At 72.0% G+C, this 22,860-nt stretch carries 19 protein-coding genes; 9 read left to right on the top strand and 10 right to left on the bottom strand.

Going from position 1 to position 22,860, the window contains the following annotated elements; all coding sequences use genetic code 11:
- Nucleotides 1-19 precede the first annotated feature (19 nt).
- Both ACFE76_RS12805 and ACFE76_RS12800 read right to left on the bottom strand, forming a co-directional pair.
- Nucleotides 20-346 (bottom strand): transcriptional regulator, encoded by a 327-nt coding sequence (locus ACFE76_RS12805; RefSeq protein ID WP_375432145.1) that lies wholly within the window; start codon nucleotides 344-346, stop codon nucleotides 20-22.
- Entirely contained in the window at nucleotides 343-840 is a 498-nt protein-coding gene (locus ACFE76_RS12800) for a hypothetical protein (protein ID WP_375432144.1), read from the bottom strand. The genes ACFE76_RS12805 and ACFE76_RS12800 overlap by 4 nt, the downstream gene beginning before the upstream one ends.
- A gap of 153 nt (nucleotides 841-993) precedes the next feature.
- Here ACFE76_RS12800 and ACFE76_RS12795 point away from each other — a divergent pair, with 153 nt between their 5' ends.
- From ACFE76_RS12795 to ACFE76_RS12780, 4 genes are all read left to right on the top strand, one after another.
- The gene (locus ACFE76_RS12795) at nucleotides 994-1,506 is read left to right on the top strand and encodes a PGPGW domain-containing protein (RefSeq protein ID WP_375432143.1); all 513 of its coding nucleotides are present in this window, start codon (nucleotides 994-996) and stop codon (nucleotides 1,504-1,506) included.
- Between the two features lie 48 nt (nucleotides 1,507-1,554).
- Nucleotides 1,555-2,337: a glycerophosphodiester phosphodiesterase gene (locus ACFE76_RS12790; protein ID WP_375432142.1), complete on the top strand. Its 783-nt coding sequence runs from the start codon at nucleotides 1,555-1,557 to the stop codon at nucleotides 2,335-2,337.
- Complete coding sequence (locus ACFE76_RS12785) at nucleotides 2,334-3,680, top strand: MFS transporter (RefSeq protein WP_375432141.1); 1,347 nt, start codon at nucleotides 2,334-2,336, stop codon at nucleotides 3,678-3,680. The genes ACFE76_RS12790 and ACFE76_RS12785 overlap by 4 nt, the downstream gene beginning before the upstream one ends.
- Nucleotides 3,681-3,772: 92 nt before the next feature.
- Nucleotides 3,773-4,153, top strand: a complete 381-nt coding sequence (locus ACFE76_RS12780) for an RNA polymerase-binding protein RbpA (protein ID WP_375432140.1) — start codon at nucleotides 3,773-3,775, stop codon at nucleotides 4,151-4,153.
- 96 nt (nucleotides 4,154-4,249) lie between these two features.
- On the opposite strand, the gene ACFE76_RS12775 is transcribed toward ACFE76_RS12780, so the two are convergent.
- The 5 genes from ACFE76_RS12775 to ACFE76_RS12755 all read right to left on the bottom strand — a co-directional run bounded on the left by ACFE76_RS12775 (nucleotide 4,250) and on the right by ACFE76_RS12755 (nucleotide 9,290).
- Entirely contained in the window at nucleotides 4,250-4,756 is a 507-nt protein-coding gene (locus ACFE76_RS12775; RefSeq protein ID WP_375432139.1) for an FxsA family protein, read from the bottom strand.
- Nucleotides 4,753-5,538 (bottom strand): polyprenol monophosphomannose synthase, encoded by a 786-nt coding sequence (locus ACFE76_RS12770; protein ID WP_375432138.1) that lies wholly within the window; start codon nucleotides 5,536-5,538, stop codon nucleotides 4,753-4,755. The genes ACFE76_RS12775 and ACFE76_RS12770 overlap by 4 nt, the downstream gene beginning before the upstream one ends.
- Nucleotides 5,531-7,246, bottom strand: coding sequence for an apolipoprotein N-acyltransferase (lnt, locus tag ACFE76_RS12765; RefSeq protein WP_375432137.1), 1,716 nt, complete (start codon nucleotides 7,244-7,246; stop codon nucleotides 5,531-5,533). The genes ACFE76_RS12770 and lnt overlap by 8 nt, the downstream gene beginning before the upstream one ends.
- Nucleotides 7,216-8,772, bottom strand: a complete 1,557-nt coding sequence (locus tag ACFE76_RS12760) for an amidohydrolase (RefSeq protein ID WP_375432136.1) — start codon at nucleotides 8,770-8,772, stop codon at nucleotides 7,216-7,218. Before ACFE76_RS12760 ends, lnt begins: the two co-directional genes overlap by 31 nt.
- A gap of 65 nt (nucleotides 8,773-8,837) precedes the next feature.
- Entirely contained in the window at nucleotides 8,838-9,290 is a 453-nt protein-coding gene (locus tag ACFE76_RS12755; RefSeq protein WP_375432135.1) for an Lrp/AsnC family transcriptional regulator, read from the bottom strand.
- A gap of 25 nt (nucleotides 9,291-9,315) precedes the next feature.
- Here ACFE76_RS12755 and ACFE76_RS12750 point away from each other — a divergent pair, with 25 nt between their 5' ends.
- Complete coding sequence (locus ACFE76_RS12750; protein ID WP_375432134.1) at nucleotides 9,316-10,269, top strand: 5'-3' exonuclease H3TH domain-containing protein; 954 nt, start codon at nucleotides 9,316-9,318, stop codon at nucleotides 10,267-10,269.
- Nucleotides 10,270-10,330: 61 nt separating this feature from the next.
- Here ACFE76_RS12750 and ACFE76_RS12745 read toward each other — a convergent pair whose 3' ends face one another.
- Nucleotides 10,331-10,495, bottom strand: coding sequence for a hypothetical protein (locus tag ACFE76_RS12745; protein ID WP_375432133.1), 165 nt, complete (start codon nucleotides 10,493-10,495; stop codon nucleotides 10,331-10,333).
- 515 nt (nucleotides 10,496-11,010) lie between these two features.
- Between ACFE76_RS12745 and ACFE76_RS12740 the strand changes: the two genes are divergently transcribed.
- The 3 genes from ACFE76_RS12740 (at nucleotide 11,011) to aroQ (ending at nucleotide 13,247) form a co-directional block, all read left to right on the top strand.
- The gene (locus ACFE76_RS12740) at nucleotides 11,011-11,925 is read left to right on the top strand and encodes a TylF/MycF/NovP-related O-methyltransferase (RefSeq protein WP_375432132.1); all 915 of its coding nucleotides are present in this window, start codon (nucleotides 11,011-11,013) and stop codon (nucleotides 11,923-11,925) included.
- Nucleotides 11,926-12,196: 271 nt separating this feature from the next.
- Nucleotides 12,197-12,322 (top strand): hypothetical protein, encoded by a 126-nt coding sequence (locus tag ACFE76_RS12735; protein ID WP_375432131.1) that lies wholly within the window; start codon nucleotides 12,197-12,199, stop codon nucleotides 12,320-12,322.
- A gap of 481 nt (nucleotides 12,323-12,803) precedes the next feature.
- Nucleotides 12,804-13,247: a type II 3-dehydroquinate dehydratase gene (aroQ, locus tag ACFE76_RS12730; protein ID WP_375432130.1), complete on the top strand. Its 444-nt coding sequence runs from the start codon at nucleotides 12,804-12,806 to the stop codon at nucleotides 13,245-13,247.
- On the opposite strand, the gene ACFE76_RS12725 is transcribed toward aroQ, so the two are convergent.
- Both ACFE76_RS12725 and ACFE76_RS12720 read right to left on the bottom strand, forming a co-directional pair.
- Complete coding sequence (locus ACFE76_RS12725) at nucleotides 13,233-16,880, bottom strand: CDP-glycerol glycerophosphotransferase family protein (RefSeq protein ID WP_375432129.1); 3,648 nt, start codon at nucleotides 16,878-16,880, stop codon at nucleotides 13,233-13,235. The genes aroQ and ACFE76_RS12725 overlap by 15 nt on opposite strands.
- Nucleotides 16,864-20,538, bottom strand: coding sequence for a CDP-glycerol glycerophosphotransferase family protein (locus ACFE76_RS12720; RefSeq protein ID WP_375432128.1), 3,675 nt, complete (start codon nucleotides 20,536-20,538; stop codon nucleotides 16,864-16,866). The genes ACFE76_RS12725 and ACFE76_RS12720 overlap by 17 nt, the downstream gene beginning before the upstream one ends.
- 132 nt (nucleotides 20,539-20,670) lie before the next feature.
- Between ACFE76_RS12720 and ACFE76_RS12715 the strand changes: the two genes are divergently transcribed.
- Complete coding sequence (locus tag ACFE76_RS12715) at nucleotides 20,671-22,617, top strand: glycosyltransferase family 2 protein (protein WP_375432127.1); 1,947 nt, start codon at nucleotides 20,671-20,673, stop codon at nucleotides 22,615-22,617.
- Nucleotides 22,618-22,860: the final 243 nt, after the last annotated feature.

Here is a 22,860-nt window from a genome sequence, read left to right as displayed (position 1 = left end):
TCGTGACGCCGACCGCGAGCTAATCCTGCCGGTCCAGGGCCAGCGCGCCGCTGGCCTGCTCCACCATCTGGTGCAGCGCGGCCAGGTGGCCCTGGAAGGCGTGCCGGCCGGCGGCGGTCATCCGGACCCATGTCTTCGCTCGGCCCTGCTGGCCGAGAGGCTTGGTCAGCTGGACGTACCCAGCGTCGGTGAGCACCTTCAGGTGCTTGGAGGCGACCGAGTCCGCGACGCCCAGATGGTCGCGGATCACGCCGAACTCCAGGGTGTCGACCGAGGACAGCAGGGCGCAGACCTTGATCCGCTGGGGGGCGTGGATGACCTCGTCGAACTGCGGCTCGACCGTCACCGGCCCCGCCCGGTCTGCTTCGGGACCTCGACCCGACCGGCCCGGAGGTCGCGGAAGAGCTGGCGGTCGTACGCCCGCCCCAGCACCGGGTAGAGCACCGGGACCAGCAGCGCGCCAGCCCAGACCATCCAGGCGTGTCCGGCTTCGCGCCCTCCGAGGACGAGAGCGACGCAGACCAACAACGCGACCGCCAGCGCCGCGAGCCTCGCTGCTCCCCGGCGGGTGGTCTGCTGGAGACCGAAGAGCATCCCGCTCCGGCGGCGGTAGGCCCGGACCGCGACACCCAGCAGGGCCGTGAAGCCCGCGAGGGTGACCGCCTGCACCAGCCGCGGCGTGTCGAGCCCGACGACCAGCAGGAGGAGGCCGAGCCCACTCCCGACCACCGGGTGGTACCAGGGCGGGGTGGCGCCCCGGGTGATGATCGCGTCCCGGGCCAGGTCGACGTCGCGCAGGGCGTCGCCGGCGTCGTACGGCGGGTGGCTGGACTGGCTCATCGGTGTCTCCTCGGGACGGACCGGAGGGCTCGCTCGCTGCACTCCCTATCCGTTATGGAAAGCCTACTGATAACTTTCCGTTGCCGCAAGGGAAAGACAAGACAACCGTCGCTCTGGTCGGCGCGACTTGGCCGGCGACCTTAGAGTGGTGGCATGTCGCCCGACGTTGAGCAGCCGCGGTCGGGCGACCGTACGGACTCCCCGGTCCTCGAGGCACCTGTCGCCGAGGGCGACCCCGTTGGCACCCATCCCGACCGCCACGTGCTGCGCGAGGCGGGCGAGGACCGCTGGAAGTGGCGGGCCCGAATTCGGCGTAACGCCCACCAGCTGCGGGTCTACCGGGTCGCGGTGGCCATCCTCGGTGCCCTGCTGATCGGCCTCGGACTGGCCACCGGCTGGCTGCCCGGACCGGGCGGGATCCCGCTCGTGCTGCTCGGTCTCGCCGTCTGGGCGAGTGAGTTCGTCTGGGCGCAGCGGCTGATGGAGCTGTTCAAACGTCAGCTGCGCCGCTTCCGGTCCTGGACGCGCCCGCAGCAGGCGGCGGCGTGGATCGTGTTCTTCGCCTGCTGCGGCCTCATCGGCTACGGCTACCTGGTCGCCGTGGGCGCGCCAACCTGGCTGCCGGGCGACGTCACCTCCGTCCTGGCCAGGCTGCCCGGCGTCTGACCCGGCTACCGCCCTCGACGACGGCGGTCGCTGGTTGATACTGGGCCCATGCAGGCCGCCGCGTACGACTACTTCAGTCCGGACTTCCTGGCCTTCGCCCACCGCGGCGGCGCTCTCTACGCCCCCAACCTCAACCGGGAGAACAGCCGGCACGCCTTCGACGAGGCGGCGGCGCTCGGCTACCGCTACTTCGAGACCGACGTGCACGCCACCGCCGACGGGGTGCTGCTGGCCTTCCACGACGACCGTCTCGACCGGGTCACCGACCGCCAGGGCAAGATCTCCGACCTGTCGGCGGCCGAGATCGCCGAGGCCCGCATCCACGGCCTCGACCCGATCCCCCGGCTGGCCGAGCTGCTGACCGCCTTCCCCGACGCACGGTTCAACATCGACGCCAAGTCCCCGGCCGCAGTCCGGCTGCTGGCCGACACGATCGCCGAGCACGGCGCTCAGCGTCGGGTCTGCCTCAGCTCGTTCGGGGTCCGCCGGCTGCACGAGCTGCGGCGGCGGGCCGGGCGGTCGGTCGCCTCGTGCGCCAGCGCGGCCGGCGTCGCCGCCCACCGCTTCCTGCCCTGGCTGTCGCGGGTGCTGCAGAGCCCGGCGCCGGTGCTGCAGATCCCCGTCCGGCACGTGCTGGGCGGCCACGAGGTGACGCTGGTGACGCCGCGACTGGTCGCCGACGTGCACCGGGCCGGCAAGCAGGTGCACGTGTGGACCGTCGACGACCGAGCCGAGATGGAACGGCTGCTCGACCTCGGCGTGGACGGCATCTTCACCGACCGGATCGACACCCTGAAGACCGTGCTCACCGAACGCGGGCGGTGGGCGTGACCGGCGTGGAGGAGGTCACTCCGGGCGCGGTCCGGGCCCCAGGCCCCGTTCGCCGCCGGGTCGTGCTGGCGTGGGGGCTGTGGGACTGGGGTTCTTCGGCCTTCAACGCCGTCATCACCTCGTTCGTGTTCGGCCCGTACGTGGTCCGGGGCGTGGTCGGTGACGCCCGACCGGGCGGGCTGACGGCCAACACCTGGCTGGGCATCTCCGGCTTCGCCGCCGGCGTGCTCGTCGCCCTGATCGCGCCGATCACCGGGCAGCGTTCCGACGCGTCCGGCCACCGGCGGCGCAACCTGGCGATCTGGACCGGCCTGGTCGTGGCCACGATGCTCGGACTGTTCTCGGTCCGGAACGAACCGTCGTACCTGTTCATCGCGCTGGTGCTGCTCGCGGCCGGCGCGGTGTTCCAGGAGTTCGCCGGGGTCTCCTACAACGCGATGCTGCCGCAGATCTCCACCCGCGAGACCCTCGGCCGGATCTCGGGTTTCGGCTGGTCGATGGGCTACTTCGGCGGGATCTTCCTGCTGCTGATCTGCTACGTGGGCTTCATCGCTCCCGACGTCGGCTGGTTCGGCGTCACCTCCGCTGGCGGCCTGAACATCCGGACCGTCGCGGTCTTCTCGGCGGTCTGGTTCGCCGTCTTCGCGCTGCCTGTCCTCTTCGCGGTCCCCGAGCTGCCGGCCGGCCCGCAGACCCGGCGGGTGTCCTTCCTCGGCTCCTACCGGCTGCTGGTGGCCGACGTCCGCCGGCTGTACGCCGAGGACCGGAACTCGGTCTTCTTCCTGCTGGCCTCCGCGCTCTACCGCGACGGGCTGGCCGCGGTGTTCACCTTCGGGGCGATCCTCGCGGTCAGCGTGTACGGGATGGCGCAGTCGACGGTGCTGATCTTCGGCGTGGTCGCGAACGTGGTGGCCGCGCTCGGGGCGCTGGCCATGGGTGCGGTCGAGGACCGGGTCGGGCCCAAGCGGGTGATCCTGATCTCTCTGGTCGGCCTGCTCTTCAGCTGTACCGTGCTGCTCTTCGCCTCCGGCACCACGATGTTCTGGATCTTCGGGCTGCTGCTGTGCCTGTGGGTGGGTCCGGCTCAGGCCAGCTCGCGGTCGTTCCTCGCCCGGGTCGCCAGACCCGGCCGGGAGGGCGAGATGTTCGGCCTCTACGCCACCACTGGTCGCGCGGCCTCGTTCCTCGCGCCGGGACTCTTCGCGTTGTTCTCCGCGATCTTCTCGGACCGGATCGGTATCGTGGGGATCGCACTGGTGCTGCTGGCGGGGGCGCTGGCCCTCTCGAAGGTCGTTCCGCCGACGTCGTCGCTGCGGCCGACGAGGAGCTCGGCGGGCGCCTGAAAGCCCGGAGACGCGGCCGATGAGACCGTGGAACATTGGCCCACTCCGGGACGTTGTCCGCTTGGGGAAAAGACGTCTAGACGGAGGTTGTCATGGCTGATCGTTCACTGAGAGGGACCGGACTCGGAGCCAAGAGCTTCGAGGACGAGGCCGGAGTCGAGTTCGCCGCCCGGCAGGAAGTCGGGTACGACTGCTCCCGGAAGCACCACTTCACGCTGGTGTTCTCCGCGGAGGCCGACATCCCGGCGCTGTGGGAGTGCCCGCGGTGCGGAGCCGAGTCGCTCCGCTCCGACGGCGAGCGTCCCGTGCTGAAGGAAGAGAAGCCCGTTCGCACCCACTGGGACATGCTGCGGGAACGACGCTCCATCGCTGAGCTCGAGGACCTGCTGGCCGAGCGGCTCACCCTGTTGCGTGCCGGCGAGCTCGGCTCGACCGCGTTCTCGCGGACCGCGCCGAGCAAGCGCACCGCCTGAGCCTCAGCAAAGGCCAACCACAACCGTGGTCGCCTCCGGCGGCCACGGTTGTTGCGCATCGGGTGCTGCCGAGTGTTCCGTGGGAGACCTCAGGGCTCAGCGGTCGAGGATCTCCCCGGAGATGACCGTCGGGTCGTGACCGGCCGGCGGGCTGTCGACCGTCTCGCCCTTGATGACGTCGCCGCGAGCGGCCAGCGGCGTCCCGGGTACGCCGAGCCGGCTGAGCCGGCGGGCCAGCACCAGCGTCAGCAGCCGACGCGCCAGCGGTCGGGTGAAGGGCAGCAGAAAGACCAGCCCGAGGACGTCGGTGGCAAAGCCGGGCAGCATCAGCAGCAGACCGCCGCAGAGCACCAGCGCCGCGTCTGCCAACTCCCCGGACGGGACGGCGCCGCGGCCGAGAGCCTCCGACAGGGCCCGCCAGGTGCGGCGGCCCTCGTGCCGCATGAGTGCGGCGCCCAGCAGCGCCTCGACGACCAGGACGGCGACGGTCGGCCACACCCCGATCCAGTGACCGACCTGGATCAACAGCCAGACCTCGAGGATCGGTACGGCGATCAGCAACACCACGAGCAGGACGAACGGCCAGCCGCTGCGGGACTTCACCGGGCGACCGCGGGAGCGCGGCTGGCGAGCCGGCGCAGCTGGCCGGCGCGGTGGCGGATGCCCCAGAGCGTGGTCAGCAGCAGCGCTTCGACCACGATCCGCTGGCTCATCTTGGACACGCCGTGCTCGCGCTCGACGAAGGTGATCGGCACCTCGACGACCCGGAAGCCAGCCTTGATCGCCCGCCACGCCAGGTCGACCTGGAAGCAGTAGCCCGCCGACGCGACGTCGGCCAGACCGAGGCCGAGCAGGGTCTGGCGGCGGAAGACGCGGTAGCCGCCGGTCGCGTCGTGCAGCGGGATGCCGAGGGAGATCCGGGTCCACAGGTTGCCGCCGCGGGACAAGATCTTGCGCGAGGTCGGCCAGTTGACCACCGAGCCACCCGGCACCCACCGCGACCCCAGCACGAGGTCGGCGTCGGCGAGAGCGGCCAGCAGCGACGGCAGCTGCTCGGGTGAGTGGGAGCCGTCGGCGTCCATCTCCACCAGCACGTCGTAGCCGCGCTCCAGACCCCAGGCAAAGCCGGCCAGGTACGCGGCGCCGAGACCCTCCTTGCCGGCTCGGTGCAGCACGTACAGCTGGGGGTCCTCGGCCGCGAGGGCGTCGGCGAGGTCGCCCGTACCGTCCGGGGAGCTGTCGTCGGCGACCAGCACGTCGACCTGCGGCACGGCGGCCCGGATCCGGCCCAGGATCAGCGGCAGGTTCTCGAGCTCGTCGTAGGTCGGGATGATCACCAGCACCCGCTCGGGGTTGGTGGGCTCTGCTGGGGTGGGCTCACTCACGCAAGGCCTCCTCTCGTCGGTGGAGCTCGTCGTCGGTCTTCAGGGGTTCGCCGCCGGCGCCCGCAGCGCCAGCCGGTGTGACCTCGCTCCCGCCGGTCCGCACGGCTCGGCGTCGCTCCACGACGGCCAGGGCGCAGCAGAGCAGCGCCAACAGTGACAGGCCCCGGTCGAGCCAGGGCGCGAGCCGGACCGCCGGCGTCAGCGCGGTCCGCAGCGGCATGGTCACCACCCGGTCGTCGGCGGTGAACTGGGTGGTCCGGGTGACCACGTGACCAAGGCGGTCGATGTAGCCCGAGACGCTGTTCGTGGTGGCGACCGCGATCTCTCGGCGCGACTCCATCGCCCGGGCCCGGGTGATCGCGAACTGCTGCTCGATCTGACCGGTACCGCCGTACGTGGCGTTGTTGCTCTGCACCATCGAGACCTGCGCCCCCGCGGTCAGGGCCTCGTAGACGGTCTGGTCGTAGGCGAGCTCGAAGCAGATGACGTCGCCGACCTTGATCTGCCGGCCGGCCACGGGCACGTCGAGCACGCCGGGCTTGGTGCCGGCGATCGACTGGGCGCCGACCTGGGCCAGGATCGGCACCAGCGGTAGCAGCTGGGCGCGGAAGGGGATCCACTCCCCGAACGGCACCAGGTTGCGCTTGTCGTAGCGGCTGAGGACTCCGGCGCGGGGGTCCCACCACAGTGCGGTGGTCTGCCGTTCGTCGGGGCCCGGGCCCTCCATCACCGCGCCCACCAGGATCGGGACGCCCGCCACCTCGGCGGCGGCCTGCACGGTTGCCCGGGTGAGGCCGTCGAGGGTGGGGTCGATGTCGGTGGAGTTCTCCGGCCAGAGCAGGAAGTCCGGCTGCGGCACCTGGCCCAACCTCGCCTTGGTGGCCAGGTCGATGGTCTCGGCCAGGTGGTTGTTGGTGACCGACCGGGCCCGGCCCATGGCCTCGATCCCGCGGCCCGGGACGTTCCCCTGGACGATGCCCACGGTGACGCTGCCCTCGCGACCGGCCAACGGCTCGACCTGGAACCGGGTCGCCGCTGTGCCCGCCAGGCCCAGGGCCAGCAGACCGAGGAGCGCACCCAGGACCGGTCGTCGGGAAGTGCGCGGCCAGGACAGGGGCCGGATCGCCAGCGGTCCTCGGCGCTGCCACAGGGTCAGGACGGCCAGAGCCACCAGCTGGCCCGCGAGCGCCACCACGAACGAGACCCCGGCCACGCCGACCAGCGGGAAGAACCCGGCGAGCGGGGTGTCCACCGCCGCGTACGCGATCCGGGTCCAGCCGAAGCCGCCGAACGGGATCCGGGAGTAGGTGAGCTCGATCCCGACCCAGCAGCAGGCCGCGGCCAGCGGCCAGACCCGCAGCCGCCCGACCAGGCTCAGCGCCAGTCCCAGCAGGCCGAAGAACACCGCCTCGAAGAGGATCAGCAGCGCCGCCACCCACACCCCGAGCACGTGCACCCAGCTGATGCTCACGGTCAGCAGGGCCAGCCCGAAGAGGTAGCCCAGCGCGAACGAGCGGCGGGGGCGGACGCCGCGGACCAGCAGCGTGAACGCCGGGATCCCGACGAACAGCAGGGGCCACCAGCCGTACGGTTGCCAGCTCAGCCCGAGCGCCGCTCCCGCGACCACCGCCCCCAGGCCCCGGTACAGCGGACGGGAACGCAGCCGGGCTGGCCCGATTATCTGGGCGGGCATCGGGGCGTCGGACACAGGTCGAGCCTACCCAGGAGGCCACCGTCGACGTGCAGGACGCGTCCGGCGCCGACCGTCGCCAGGCAGGCCGGAGCGGGTTCGTCGGCGTCGAAGTCGGGCAGGCCGGCGGTGTCCCAGACCGCCAGGTCGGCGCGGGTGCCGGCGACGAGCAGGCCGGACTCCTCATCGCGAGCCGCGGCGTGCGCGCCGCGGGTGGCGGCGTCCAGCGCGGTCAGCAGGGTCAGCCGCTGGTCGGGGCGGTGGTGCCGGACAGCAGCGCGGACGCTCGCCCAGCCGGCCAGCGGGGTGACCGGGGCGTCGGTCCCCAGCGCCAGTCGCACCCCGGCCCGGTGCAGGTCGCCGAACGGGTTCATCCCCGTCGCACGGGCGCCGAGGCGGGCGCCGTACAGGTCGCCGGGCCCGCCCCAGGCGGCGTCGAACGCCGGCTGGACGCTCGCCACCACGCCCAGCTCCGCGAGCGTGGCGAGGTCGGCCGGGTCGACCATCTCGACGTGCTCCAGCCGGTGCCGGACGGCCCGGACGGCGTCGACCCCGAGCCGGGCCGCGGCACGCCGCAGCCCGGACACCGTGGCCGCGACCGCGTCATCGCCGATGCAGTGGAAGCCACCCTGGACACCCGACCGGGTGCAGGCCAGGAGGTGGTCGGTGATGGCGTCGTCGTCGAGGTAGCGGACGCCGGCGCCGTGATGGTCCGCGTACGGCTCGCGCAGGGCGGCGGTGTGCGAGCCGATCGAGCCGTCAACGCAGAGGTCACCGGCCAGACCCACCGCGCCCGCAGCTCGGGCGCGGGCCAGCACCTCGCCCTCGGCGTCGGCCAGCTCGCCCCAGTAGGCCACCACCCGGACGCCCAGCTCGACCCCCGCGTCCCGGACCCGGCCCAGGTCGGCCAGCGGCCCGAGGTGCGGCCCGCCCAGCTCGTGCACGGCCGCCACCCCGAGGGCCGCCGCGGCAGCGAGTGCCGTCCGGGCGGCGGACCGTCGCTCGGCGTCGGTGAACAGCGCGTCCATCTGGCCGCGGCAGGCGTGGTGCGCGTCCTGGGTGAGCCAGCCGGCCGCAGTGAACCCCGGCAGACCGCTGACGTCGGCCAACCGGTCGAGCAGGGCGCTGGAGACGACGGCGGAGTGCACGTCCACCCGGGCCAGGTAGACCGCGACGCCCGGAGCGGCTCGGTCGAGCTCGGCGCGGGTCGGCGGGGTGGGGTCCGGCCAGTGGCGCTCGTCCCAGCCCTGACCCACCACGACCCGCCGGCCCGGTGAGTCCTGGACGTACGCCGCGACGGCGTCGAGCACCGCCGTCCGGTCGGGCGCGCCGTGCAGGTCGAGCCCGTCGGTGACCTGGCCGACCTGGATGGTGTGCAGGTGGGCGTCGACGAACGCCGGGGTGACCAGCCGACCCTCGAGGTCGATCTCGACGGCGCCGGTCGGAGCCAGCGCCCGGGCGTGCGCGTCGTCCCCGACGTAGGCGATCCGGCCGGACCGGACGACGACGGCCGTGGCGTCGAGACCGCCGTCCGGGGTCAGCACGGCACCCCCGAGGAGAGCTATCGGGTCGGGGCCGTTGAGGTCTGCCGTGCTCAGCGCTGGCGTACTCAGGTCGGGGGCGTCCAGATCTCCGGGCGGTCCTCGTACGGCACGGACAGCACGGTGGTGGTGTGGGTGGAGACCTTGCCGGCGGCACGGATCCGGGCGAGCAGCGACTCCAGCTCCGTCATGGTCGGCACCTGCACCTTGAGCAGATAGCTGGGCTCGCCGGCCACGGAGTAGCAGGAGATGATCTCGGGGATGTGCTTGAGCCGCTCGGGCGCGTCGTCGGGCTGGCCGGGGTCGAAAGGCTTGATGGCCACGAACGCGGTGACCTGCAGACCGAGCTCGGCGGCGTTCAGGACGGCCCGGTAGCCGCGGATCACCCCGCGCTGCTCCAGCCGGCGCACCCGCTGCTGGGCGGCCGAGGTGGACAGGCCCGTCTCCTTGCCGATGTCGGTGTAGGACATCCGCCCCTCGTGGGCCAGCAGCGCGATGATGCGCCGGTCGAGGTCCTCCATGGCCGTATCGTGCCAGGATTGCCCGATGGGCTCACAGCGACTGCTGCTTTTGGACACGGCCTCGCTCTACTTCCGGGCGTTCTACGGCGTCCCGGACACCTTGCGAGCGCCGGACGGGCGGCCCGTCAACGCGGTCCGGGGGCTGCTGGACTTCATCTCCTACCTCGTCACGACCTACTCCCCCAGCCACCTGGTCTGCTGCTGGGACAACGACTGGCGGCCCGCCTGGCGGGTCGAGCTGATCCCGTCGTACAAGGCCCACCGGGTCGCGACCGGCGGGGACACGGTGGTCGCGGAGATGTCGTCCTCCGGCGGCGGAGAGTCCGCGCCCGACGCGCTGGCCCCGCAGGTGCCGATGATCACCGACGTGCTGGCCGCGCTCGGGATCACCGTGGTCGGCCAGGACCACTACGAGGCCGACGACGTGATCGGCACGCTCGCGACCACCAGCACGATGCCGACCGACGTCGTGACCGGTGACCGGGACCTGTTCCAGCTCGTCGACGACGCCCGTGAGGTCCGGGTGCTCTACATCGCCCGCGGGGTGGGCAAGCACGAGGTGGTCGACGACGCGTGGATGCGGGCCAGGTACGGCATCCCCGCCGCCGCGTACGTCGACTACGCCACGCTGCGCGGCGACGCCTCCGACGGGCTGCCGGGCGTGTCTGGCATCGGGGAGAAGACGGCGGCCTCGCTGCTCACCTCCTACGGCGACCTGGACGGCATCCTGACCGCAGCCAGCCGGGCCGACAGCCCGGTCTCGGGCAGCGTCCGGTCCAAGCTGGGCGCGGCGATCGACTACCTCGCTGTCGCGCCGACCGTCGTCCGGGTGGCCCGGGACCTGCAGCTGGGCGTGTCCGAGGACGACCTGCTGCTGCCCACCGCTCCGGCCGACCCGGACCGCTTCGCCGCCCTGACCGACGAGCTCGGGCTGAGCGGCAGCGCCACCCGGGTCCTGGCGGCGCTCGCCCGGGCGTGAGCATCGGGCCAAGCCGCTGACCCATGCTCCGCAGATGCGTCCGTCGGGCCGCTACGTGGCCTCACCGCTCGACTGCGGAGCATTGGTCAGCGCTCTGGCCCGGAGAACCTTCACTCGCGGCCGCCGGCCGGCCGACGATCCGGAACTTCTCCACCGGGATCTGGACGCCGTGGGTGGCGTAGCGACGGATAGCGGACGGTCCTGCGGCGAACACCTCGTCGTACATCGCGTGCGTCGGGTTGTACGACGGCGGATGTCGGAGTCACCATGACGCAGGTAGACGTGGGTCAGGTGCTGGAACCGGGGAAGGGCGCCGTTGCCGGAGGAGGCGTCGACGTAGGAGGCGGCCCGGAGCGAGGGGACCACCAGGCTCGCCGCCGCCAGCAGCACCGGTCCCGCCGCGGCACCTCTCAGCGACAGCCAGGCGCCGACCAGAGCCAGGCTGGCGAAGACTGTGTCGATGATGATGTCGACCAGCCGACGCGCCACGGGGGAACGGTTGGCGCCAGTCCGCCTGACCAGCTGCTGTCCTCTCGGGGGTGCTCCGCCACCGACGGAGCGGCTACGAAGGAACTGCTACGACGGAGCGGGGGGCCCGGCCACCGAGCTCGACTCTGCGCAGCGACTATGTCGGCCGGTCACCGTCGTTCCCGTCAGCGCGCGGCGGTCCCGGGTCGGCGCCTCCGGCTGCACTAGCATCGCCGTCGTCCTGCTCGACGGAGACCACCAGGAGCGGCCTCGATGCCTACGTCCGACGTCGTCCAGCGCGGCGCCCGCGTCGTCCGTCGCCTCAGCCGGGGCGTCCGCCGCCGGCTGAGTCCAGCGGTCCCAGCCACTCCCGACCCGCAGCAGGTGGCCGAGCTGAAACGGGTCCGCAAGCGGCTCCGGACGGCCAGAGCCCAGGTTGAGCGGCTGACCGAGGAGCTGAACGCGGTCCGGCACGAGCTGTCCGCCACCCGGCACTCGGTCCGCGACCCTGACCCGACCATCGCGCTGCCGGCCGAGGTGTCGGCCACCGTGGAACGGGTGCGCGAGCAGCGGCTCAGCTATCTGAAGGCCGCCGACCTGGAGATGCTCGCCCGGCTCGTGGTGCAGCTGGAGCAGAGCGGCCGGCCCGGACTGGTGATCGAGGCGGGGACGGCCCGCGGCGGCTCGGCGATCGTGATGGCGGCGGCCAAGTCGCCCGAGCGGCCGATGAAGGTCTACGACGTGTTCGGGATGATCCCGCCGCCGACCGACAAGGACGGCGACGACGTGCACCGGCGCTATGAGCTGATCCGCAGCGGCGGGTCCGCCGGCGTGGGCGGGGACACCTACTACGGCTACCGCGACGACCTCTACGGCGAGGTGACCGAGTCGTTCGCTCGCTGCGGCGTCGAGGTTGGCGCCCACTCGGTCGAGCTCGTCCGGGGCCTGTTCTCCGACACCATCGACCTCGACGAGCCGGTCGGCCTGGCGCACCTGGACGGCGACTGGTACGAGTCGACGATGACGTGCCTGCAGCGGATCGCGCCGCTGATCATCCCCGGCGGCCGGATCGTGCTGGACGACTACTACGCCTGGTCGGGCTGCAAGACCGCGGTGGACGAGTACTTCGCCGACCGTCCCGAGTTCCGGCTCGAGCAGCGCGCCAAGCTGCACGTCGTCCGGCTCTGAGCACCCGAGCTGCTTCAGCGGTTTGACCGCCAGCACCACGTGGTTCTTCGGCATCCCGTGCGCGGTGTAGCGCCAGCGGACGTCAGCGCGCGTGAACGCCGCCGTGAGCGGACACTCAGCAGCCGGGTGACCGACAGCAGCGGTTGCAGGTAGCTGGTGGTCGGGGAAGAAGAGCGGGCATTAGCACAGGATCACCCCGCCCGGCTTCAGCACTCGATCATGGCGACGATGCCCGTGAGGTCCGGGTGCTCGACATCGCCCGCAGCTGGGGGTGTCCGAGGACGACCTGCTGCTGGCCACCGCTCCGGCCGACCCGGACCGCTTCGCTGCCCTGACCGACGAGCTCGGCCTCAGCAGCAGCGCCACCCGGGTCATCGCCGCGCTCGCCCGGGGGTGAGCACCGGGCCAAGCCGCTGACCGATGCTCCGCAGATGCGTCAGTCAGGCCGCTACCTGGCCTTGGCGCTCGACTGCGGAGCATTGGTCAGCGCTTTGGCCCGGAGAACCTTCACTCGCGGCCGATCCGGACGTGTGCCCGCAGCGCATCGGACAGCCGAGCTGGGTCTGGTCTCGATGCCACTCGTTCCAGCAGGCGGGCTCGAATTGCGTTGCTGGATCGCTCTGCCAGTTCTGCGTCTAGATAGGAGTCCCACAGCCCGTTGTCCATGACCTCCTCCAACGCTGAACGCACGACCTCGTCAGCTATGACCGCGAGAGCCTCGTCTGGTGTCACCGTGTCTCCTGGTGCTGGAAGGTGCTGGAAGGTGCTGGTCGCCAACACCCACCCTGGTGGAATTCCTGGCTCGGTGCATCAGCCCGCAGTCTGACTGACGAGGCACCACCGGCAGGTGATCGGAGAACCGTGGCACGATGCTGCCCATGACGGCGGCCCTGGTCCTGAACGGACCGAACCTCAACCTGCTCGGCAGCCGGGAGCCGGGCGTCTACGGCGCCGCCACGCTCGCCGACGTGGAGCGGCTGTGCGTGACGACCGGCGCCGAGCTCGGCATCGACGTGGAGTGCCGCCAGTCCAACCTCGAGGGCGAGCTGGTCGGCTGGCTGCAGGAGGCCGGCGCTCGCCAGGCCGCAGGTGAGCTGCTCGGGGTGGTGCTGAACGCCGGTGCGTACACCCACACCTCCATCGCGCTCCGCGACGCGGTCGTGGGCGCGGGGGTCCGCGTGATCGAGCTGCACATCTCGAACGTGCACGCCCGCGAGGAGTTCCGGCAGCACTCCTACCTGTCTGCCGTCGCCGCCGGGGTGATCGTCGGTCTCGGTGTGAACGGCTACCCGCTCGCCCTCCGAGCCTTAACGCTCTCCTGAGTGCGAGTTGTCAGCGTCAGTGGTCGCCCCAGCCGCCACCGACGCTGACAAGTCGGGCAGGAGTTGCTGGGGCGGGGAGCCGATCACCCGGCGGGCCTCGTCGAGAAAGCCCTCGGCGTAGCGGTCGTGGTCGAACTCGCCCAGGTAGTAGACGCGGGTGGCGTCCCGGGTCGCGACGAGCGGGTCGGTGACCAGCAGGTCGTCGAGGACCTCCGACAGGTTGGACAGGTCCTCGTCCAGCACGTACGCGGCGCGCGCGGCCGGCGCCTGCACGACCAGCTCCTCCCTGGTCCGGCCGACCGACACCATGGCGAACGGCTTGCCGGAGTGCAGGTAGTCCGAGACCACCGCCGACACGTCGGAGACCATCGCGTCGGAGAGGTTGAAGCAGTCCTCGACCGTCAGCTCGCGCTCGGCCGCGTCGCCCCACAGGTGCTCGCGGCCGGTACGCCACCGGTCGCCGTCCAACATGGCCCCGATGCGCGCGATCAGCTCCCGAGAATCGGGGTAGCGGTAGTTGAAGGGGTGGGCGCGGAACACCACCCGGACGCCCCGGTCCAGCAGCGCCTGGACGATCTGCTGTCCGAGCGGCAGCGAGTAGACCCGGGTGTCGGCGTAGGGGCCCTGCCAGGTCGGCGCGTAGAGCACGGTCGGCGGCTGCTGCTCGGCGACGGGACCGCGGGCGGGCTCGATCTGCTCCACCTGCGGCCGGCCCACGACCCGGAACTTCGGCCTCGGGATGTCGACGCCGTGCCGGGCGTAGCGGTCGATCCCGGCCTGGCCGGCGGCGAAGATCAGGTCATAGATCGCGTGCACCGGGTTGTAGCAGGCCGGCTTCTCGGAGTCGCCGTGGTTGAGCCAGACGTGCGTCAGCTCGCGGCGTTCGATGAAGTGGGTGTTGCGGACGGCGTTGTTGACGTAGAACGCCGTCGTCATCGACGGCACGATGACCTGCTCGAGGCTGCGGAGCGTCGGCCGGTACACGATCGGGACCACCACGCCCTGCTCCTCGCACAAGCGGGCGATCTGGCGCAGCATCGGCACCGTGCGGGTGATGATCACGAACGGCCGACCGATCCGGACGAAGTAGGGCAGCCACATCCCGATCTGGTAGCCGGCGCCGACGGTGGAGGCGAAGTAGACGGCGAACTCCGGTGCGTGCTCGTGCAGGGCTACGGGCAGCCGCTGCTCACCCGTCGTCGCCCGGGCCGCCCGGCGTAGCGAGCGCTCGAGCACTTCGAGGAAGAGGACGACCAAGACGGCAGCGACCGCGGAAAAAGCGGTCGCGATGGCGGCCGGCCGCCAGCCGCCCGTGGCCCCGACCCAGACGGCCACGAGGGCGAACGCCAGGACCAGGAAGCTCGCCAGGGTCAGCCAGCCTCGGCTGAATGGCTGCCGCACCGACCGGACGGCACTCGGCAGGTTCACCGCGATCAGACCGAAGCTTCCCCAAGCGCTCCGGACGCGGCGTTCGGCAGCCAGCGCCACCCCGACTCCGAGCACGGCCAGCAGCGCCCGCTGCGACTCGGCACCCGTACGGACCAGCAGCACAGTGAGCGCCACCAACAGCACCGCCCGGGTCCCATCGCCCTCGGCCAGCAGCCGGCTGCGCCGACTCGCCCGTCGGAGGGAGGGTCCGGCCGAGGTCAGTGCGGAGGCGATCGCGAGCAGGCCCAAGAGCGCGGCCAGCCAGACCGGTGCAGGCAGCAGCGCGGCAGCCAGGGTCACGAACGCGATCGCCGTCCCGGCCAGGTGCAGCCCGATCCTGCGGACCACCGACCAGTACCGCCCGAGCCCCGGCCGGGTCCGGCCTGCTACCTCCCCGCCACCGTCGGTCTCCGGGCCCACGCCGCTCTCGTGGTCCTGGCCGGGCGGGACCGGCTCCTCAGCTTCGGCTTGTTCTTCGCCGGTCAGATCCGAGCGGTCCTGGCGGGCGACGCGGCGGACCGCGTCCACGAAGCCGTCGGCGTAAGCGTCCGCGGGGAAGTCGCCCAGATAGTCACTGCGCAGAGCCAACCGCTCGGCGGCCCTCGGGTCGGCGCCCAGCATCTGGGTCAGCTGCTCGCCGAGGTTGGACAGGTCGCCCCGCACCACGTAGGACGCCGCGGCGATCGGGAACTCGGCGGTGAAGGCTACCGGCTCGGCCGGCACAGCGACCATGGCGAAAGGCTTGCCCGAGAAGAGGTAGTCCGAGACCACGGCGGAGACGTCGGAGACCATCGCGTCTGAGTCGTTGACGCAGTCGAAGACGTCGCGCTCGGTCTCGGCGGCCGGCCCCCAGACGTGGGCGCGGCCGCTTCGGCGCGCGTCGGCCTCGAGCAGGCCCTGGATGCGGCGGATGACAGCGGTGTCGTCGGCGAAGTCGTAGTTGAACGGGTGCGGCCGGAACATCACCGTCGCTCCACGCTCCAACAGCCCCGCGACGATCTGCTCCCCCCGCGGCAGTGAGTAGAACATCGTCTCCTCGACGTGTCCGCGCCAGGTGGGTGCGTACAGCACGACCGGGTCGGTGACGTCGGCGACCGCCCGCTGCGCCGGACGCACCCCCTCGACCTGCGGCCGGCCGACGATGCGGAACTTGTCGAGCGGGATGGTGACGCCGTGGGCGGCGTAGCGGCGGATCGCCGCCGGCCCGGCCGCGAAGACCTGGTCGTACATCGCGTGGGTCGGGTTGTAGGACGGCGGTTTGTCAGAGTCACCATGACCCAGGTAGACGTGGGTCAGGTGCTGGAACCGGACGAACGCGCCGTTGCCCGAGGACGCGTTGACGTAGAACGCTGCTCGCAACGACGGCACCACCAGGCTCTCCAGGTCGCTCATCCGTCGGGCCTCAACCACGGGCAGATCGGTGACCTCGGCGAGCGCGGCTGCGGGCACCTGGTTGCGAGCCACGATCAGGATGCGCAGACCGCTGCGCTCCAAGTAGGGCAGCCACATCCGCACCTGGTAGGACGCGTCGTCGGGGCGGGAGGTGTAGAGGACGATCTCCGGCGCGTACGCGGCGACAGCCTGCGGCAGGTCGCGCCGCAGCCGGCGGGCGTACACGATCTTGGCCCGACCGTTCCAGCCCATCGCCACGATGGGCAGCACCGCGACGACCGCGAGCGCGACCCACCACCAGGGCGAGGCCCGAGCCCACGCCAGGGCCACCCCGGCGAGGGTGGCAGCGACGCTGGCGAGCACGGCAAGTGGACCAAGGTCGCGGTTCGGCGGCGGTGGCGACTCAGTGCCCGGGAGGCCGGACACCACCGGCACCCTGAACCGCGCGGACCGGCCGATGTACTCCTCGGCGACCAGACTGCCACCCACGATGGCCGCCGCCAGGATGCCCACCACGATGCCGCCGCTGCCGGCGGAGTCCTGCCGGACGACCAGAGCGACGGCGGCGCCGGCGATGGTCAGCCCCCGGAGCACCGGCGCAACGCCCAGGGGCTGCCACCGGGAGGCGGTGGGACGCCGCTCCCGCAGGTGGAGCGCCACCCCGGCGGCGGCAGCGGCCAGCAGTGCGAGACCGCTGCCGCGCCCCGTCAGCACGAGCCAGGTGCCAGTCAGAGCCAAGATGGCGACGACGGTGTCGACGGCGGTCTCGACCACCCGTTGGGCAGTACTGGTGGTCTCAGGAGAAGAAGGCATCGACCAGCCGTTCGCTCGCGTGGCCGTCGTGCAGGCGGTTGAACCGGAGGTTGGCCGCGGCCCGCTCCTCGGCGTACCCACGGGTCAGCCCGTCGAGGTCTTGGAGGACGGCCACCAGGTCCGGCAGAGTCCGGACCAGGGGTCCCGGCGCTGTCGCGGCGTAGTCGAAGAGCACCCGCCGCGACGAGACGTAGTCGTCCAGATCAGGGACGTAGAAGGCGACAGGCTTGCCGGTGATCAGCCAGTCGAACCGAAGCGAGGAGTAGTCCAGGACGGCGACGTCGGCGGCCAGGATCAGGTCGTTCACCTCGGGGTAGCCCGACACGTCGAGGACGGCGCTGGAGGCGGCGCGGCTGCCACCGCGCAGGTTGTAGTTGTGGCCGCGGATCAAGACGGTGTAGCCAGGCCCGAGCTGAGCGACGAGACCGTCGAGGTCCAGGCCGTCGAAGAGGTCTGCGCGGTAGGCGCTGATGCTGGCGGTGTCGCGCCAGGTCGGGGCGTACAGGACCACGGTCGTGTCGACCGGCACCCCGAGCCGGGCCAACACCTGCGACCGGGTGGCCGCAGAGGCGTCCCGGACGAGGGCGTCGTTGCGCGGATAGCCGGTGACCAGCGCCTCGCCCGTGAAGCCGTACTCGCGTCGGTACAGCTCGACGCAGAAGTCCTCGGGTACCACGATCGCGTCCCAGGCCTCCGACCGGCGTCGGCTTTCCTGCTGGATCAGCCGCTCGCCCTTGCCCTGGGCCCGCCACAGCGACGCTCCCATGGACTTGAACGGGTAGCCGTGGAAGGTCTGCAGATACCGCTGGTACGGACGCTTGCGGAACCAGCGCTCCATGTCGATGTTGTGGCAGAGGTAGCGGCTGCTGGCCAGGGCGGTGAACCACGCCCGGCTGCCGATCAGCAGCGGCTCGGCACCCTCGGGTAGCACGACCGAGTAGTCGCTGACCCCCCACAGCAACCGCAGCCCGGTCCCCCGCCGCCACAGCTCCTGGTGCAGGGCGAGCTGGCTGTCGGTGGCGAACTCGCCGCGGTAGCACGACATCAGGACGGCCTCTACGGGCGCGACATCGGCCGTGGCGTACCAGTCGGCCAGCCGGCGGGTGGAGTGCCGGCCGCGTTCGTCGGGCAGGAGCGGCGCGCGCAGCGTCACCTCGAGCTGGTCGGTGCCGACCGCCCGGCCGATGGTGTAGCGGTGCGCGGCACTCCCGCCCTCGTCCGGGCAACGCTCGAGCAGGGCGTCGGTGACGGTGACCTGCGCGCGCTGGGGGTCAGGCTGCCCCCCTGGGAGCTGGCCGGGGTCGAGCTGGCCGGGGTCGACGTGAATGGGGTCGACGTGAATGGGGTCGAGCTGAACGGTGTAGGAGCCCGCCGGCAGGGGCATCGTCGGTCCTCCCCACAGCGAACCCTGCAGGGGGAAGACCAGCCGGACGGCGCCGTCCTCGCCGAGCTCAAGGTTCTCTACCCCGACGCTCATCCGGTGGCTCGTCAGCCGCGCGGCCGCCAACGCCTGTCGGTCCAGCCCGAAGGCCCAGCCGCGGACTGCCACCGTGGTTGCGCCGACGTCAACGGCCTCGGCGACCAGCCGGCTCGGCGCGCTCTCCAGGCCCGCCAGCCCGCGGGGCGAGCGCAGCCAGACCACGGACGCGTCGGCGGCGGCGACCTGGGCTCCGGCCTCGCTCTCGGCGGGCCAGGAGACCCGGTGCCGCTGGCCGGCCTCATCGACGACCTGCACGGTCCACCGTTCACCGGCGGGTCCGTCCGGCAGCCGGAGCGTGAACACCTGCTCCGGCCCAGGGCCGTCCTCGAGCTCGGCGGTGACCACCGTCGAGCCGGCCGTCGCGTGCAGCCGAACCAGCCGGGGCGCGTCGTTCTCGAGCACCCGCAGCCGCCCGCGCACCACGCCGCCCTGATCGGCGACGAGCTCAAGGGCCCGCACATGGTCGACCCGGGCCTGCAGCGCGAAGCCCAGCACCGGGTCGAGGACGGGCATCAGGCGAACAGGCTCCAGCGGGTCGCGGAGCGCCCGGGCCCGCATCCGCTGGCCACTGCCGGTGCGGACCGCCGAGGAGACGACGCCGCTGCGGACCAGCCGTCCGACGGCAACCTCCATCCGGAGCTGCCAGTACCGGCGGCCGGTTGCGGGATCAGGGGCGGGCAGCGCGTCGGGGTCGATCCGCAGCCGGAAACCGCCGTTCGCGACGTCGTGGTGGATCGCCTGCGCCCACCGGTTCGCCAGCGGGTCGGGGCGGCTCTCGAGCGGCACCGGCACCTCGTCCCCGGTCTCGGTGTCGACGAGGACGGCGCGCTGCTCCGGCGGTCCGTCGGTCAGGTCGACCGCCCGTACGAACGCCCAGCCGTCCACGACCAGCGTGCCGTCGGCGGCGAACCACGCACTGCGGACGCATGCGGCCATTCCGGTCTGGCTCTCCGCGAGCTCGAAGCAGAGGTCGGGGATCCCCGGGCCAAGGTCGGGAGCCGAGGACAGGTCGACGAGCACCCGACCGTCCACCAGCCGAGTCGGCGGGGTCGCGCCGGCGACCTGGAGATGGTCCACCAGCAGCTCCAGCGCATCCCACCGTCCCTCCTTCGCCAGCCCGATCCGCAGCCGGCTGCTGACCTGCACGTGCGGCCAGGTCTCGGGGGTCCCGGCGTCGAAGAAGTCGTGGCAGGCACGCTGCAGCTCACGTCGGTAGTCCTCGTCCGCGGTGGCCGCGTGGGCCGCCCAGCGAGCGAGGTCGGTCTCCATCAGGCTGCCCAGCCAAGATCCGGCCACGGCCGGCGATGCCTCGGCGGCGACCAGCTTCCAGAGCCGCTCGAGGGCGTTGACCCGGTCCGCCAGCTGGACGGCGCTGTCGGTCTTCTTCAGCAGCGACGAGGTGTCGCGACGCAGCTGCCTGTGGTGTGTGACCTTCTTGACCAGGTCGAAAGAGCGCGCCCGGAGGTAGCCGGTGACGGTGGCCTCGAGGTCGCTGAGGCCGGTGGTCTCGTCGAAGCCGCCGATGTGGTCGTCCCAGAAGGAGCGCCGGAATACGCGGTTTCCCAACGCAACGTCTCGCATGGCCATGGGGAAGGCGTCGACCGTCACCCCGATGCGGTCGAGCTCGTGGACGACGGGCGGCAGGTCCGTCCGACGGCTCCGGCCGCGATGCACCAGCCGGCTGTCGCCCACGGCGAAGTCCGAGCCGCTCCGCCGCAGCACACGGACCAGAGCAGCGAAACCGTCCTTGGGGACGGTGTCTCCGCCGTCGAGGAAGGCGAGGTAGGTCCCGTGTGCCGCCGCTACGCCCCGGTTCCGGGCCCCGGGCAGCCCGCCGCTCGCGGGCCGGTCGACCAGTCGCACTCCAGGCCGCTCCGCGACCCAGGGCGCCAGCGCGGCCTGAGCACCGACTACCACCACCTCGAACGAGGACAGGGTCTGCGCCGCCAGGCTGGCCAGGCACTCCTCGAGGTGGTCGTCGTCCTCGGCGGCCACGACCACGCTGAGCAGCGGCGGCTTGGTCCGGGCCGGGGTCTTTGCTGTGGCTACCGGGGGGCGCGGCTGGGCAGAGGCCTTCGCCTGATCAGCAACGCGCCGCCGCCGTCGAGCTGCGGCGACGAGGGGGCCGGCCAGGTTTCGGGCGGCCCGCTCGAGGCGCCCGATGTCATCGCGCGTCATCGCTAACCTGCCCGTTCCTCTCGCTGTCCACCGCCTGACGACGCCTTCAGTGCGGTGACGGCGACTATATCCGGCGGGGCCCGTCAGACCCGTTAGCCTGCCGGGACAGAGTGTCGGTGAGAGGAGCGGTTCGTGGGTCCCAAGGTGAGCGTGGTCGTCCCCGTCTGGAACCCAGGCTCCTTTCTCGACCCCTGCATCGAGTCGCTGCTGGGTCAGTCCATGCTGCCTGAGGAGCTCGAGCTGATCTTCGTCGACGACGGCTCGACCGATGAGACGCCCGCCCGGCTCGCCGAGCTCGCCGAGCGGCACGACCACGTCCGGGTGGTCACCATCCCGAACTCCGGCTGGCCCGGAAAACCGCGGAACGTCGGCACCGACCTCGCCGCCGGCGAGTACGTGATGTACGTCGACCAGGACGACGCGCTGCAGCCGGATTCGCTGGCCCGGATGTATGGGCTGGGCGCGGCGAACGAGGCCGACGTGGTCCTCGGCAAGGTGATCAGCGACTTCCGCGGCGTGCACCACGAGCTGTACCGGCGGCAGCGGCCGCGCTGCGACGTCTTCTCCGCGGAGCTGATGAACAGCCTGACGCCGCACAAGATGCTGCGCGTCGCCTTTCTCCGTGAGCATGACATCCGCTATCCCGAAGGCCGGCGACGGCTCGAGGACCAGCTGTTCATGGCGAAGATCTACTTCGCCGCCCGGGCGGCGACGATCGTGTCGGACTACGTCTGCTACCGGTACCAGCGCCGCGCCGACGGTGGCAACGCGGGCTCCCGACAGATCGACCCGGCCGGCTACTACGGCAACCTTCGTGAGGTCCTCGACGTCGTGGACGCCTACACCGAGCCCGGCCCGCAGCGCGACCACTTCTACCTACGGTTCCTCCGGACCGAGATGCTCGGCCGGCTCTCCGGCGCCGACCTGGCCAGCGCACCCGAGGACTACCTGAGCGACCTGCACCACGAGGTGCGCCGGCTGATGGAGGAGCGTTTTCCCTCCAGCGTGGACGACGGCCTTGGCGCCGTGCTCCGGCCGCGAGCCTCGCTGGTCCGCCGGGGCACCATCGCCGAGATCGCTGACCAAGCAGCCGCGGTTGCCCGGATCCGCGGGGTGGCCCGGCTGACGAAGGTCCGGTACCGCCGTGGCCACCAGTTCTCGCTCACGGTGGAGGGCAGGCTGGTCGTCGAGGGTCGGCCGCTGCTGCTCGAGCGCGCCCCCTCCGGCTGGCTGCTGCCGCGCGAGCTCGCCGGCGCTGCCGCGACCGACGATGAGCGCGCGGTCGAACCGGTTGAGGAGATGCGCGGCGATCTCGTCGTCATCCACCGCAGCGACCGCGACGAGTGGTTCGTGCCCAGCCCGCTCCAGGTCCGGTTGGAGGTCGAGGGCGACCACGCCGAGGTGGTCGTCTCCGGGGTCGTCACCCTGGACCTGGCCAGCGCTGCCGGCGGCCGGCCGCTGCGTCGGGGGGTCCACGACCTGGTCGTCCGGGTGCACGCGCTCGGCCTGACCCGCAACGGACGACTGCCTGCCGACCCCGCCCTGCGGCTGCCGATGGTGGTCGACCGCAAGCGGCGGGTTCACCGGCTCTACCAGAACGCTCGCGGGCAGCTGAGCGCGGAGGTCGCCGCGCCGCCGCGCCGGGTGCTGAACAACCTGGCCGCGGCGCGGTTCATCGACCTCGCCGAGGGCCGGCTGGGCGTCGACCTGGGCGTGGTGTGGACATCGCAGCCGACCGGACTGTCCGTGGTGCTGACCTCGGAGGCCGGCCGCGTCCTGACCTGGCCGCTGGGGCCGCCCGGTCGTCGGCAGACCGTCTGGGTGGTGGCAGCCGGACCAGGCCGGCTGCTGCTGCCCACCGGCCGCTACCGGGCCCGGTTGGAGCTGCCCGGCTGGTCCGGACAGGTCGAGCTGAAGGAGCCGTTCGTGCTCGACGCTGTACGTCGCCGCCGCTGGCTCCGGTCCGACATCACCCGTTCGGCCCGGAGCGCAGCGCGCTGGGCGCGCCACGTCGTCCGCCGTCGACCCTCCCCTACCGATCCCGACCATCACCACGAGAGCGGCACAGCCAGCCGGTGAGCCCAGCCGTCGGTTTCCCGGTCGACGTCGGGTGATCCCTGCCTCTCGCCTTCGTGTGCCGAGCTTGTGCCGTCAGTCCGGCCGGTAGGGTCAGCCCATCCATCGGCGAGGGGGAGTGAGATCGTGACGCAGGCATCTGCTGTCCTCTGCGGGGCGTGTGGGCGCCTGAGCGTCCTGGTCCCCGGCCCCGGCGGCCGCCGGCCGCACGCACGGTGCCGGCGCTGCGGCAGCCTGGAACGTCAC

Origin of the sequence: uncultured Friedmanniella sp. (genome assembly GCF_964244005.1) — a bacterium.
GTDB lineage: Bacteria > Actinomycetota > Actinomycetes > Propionibacteriales > Propionibacteriaceae > Microlunatus.
Note: the sequence above shows the minus strand (reverse complement) of the source record. Positions and strands in the feature narration are given on the sequence as shown.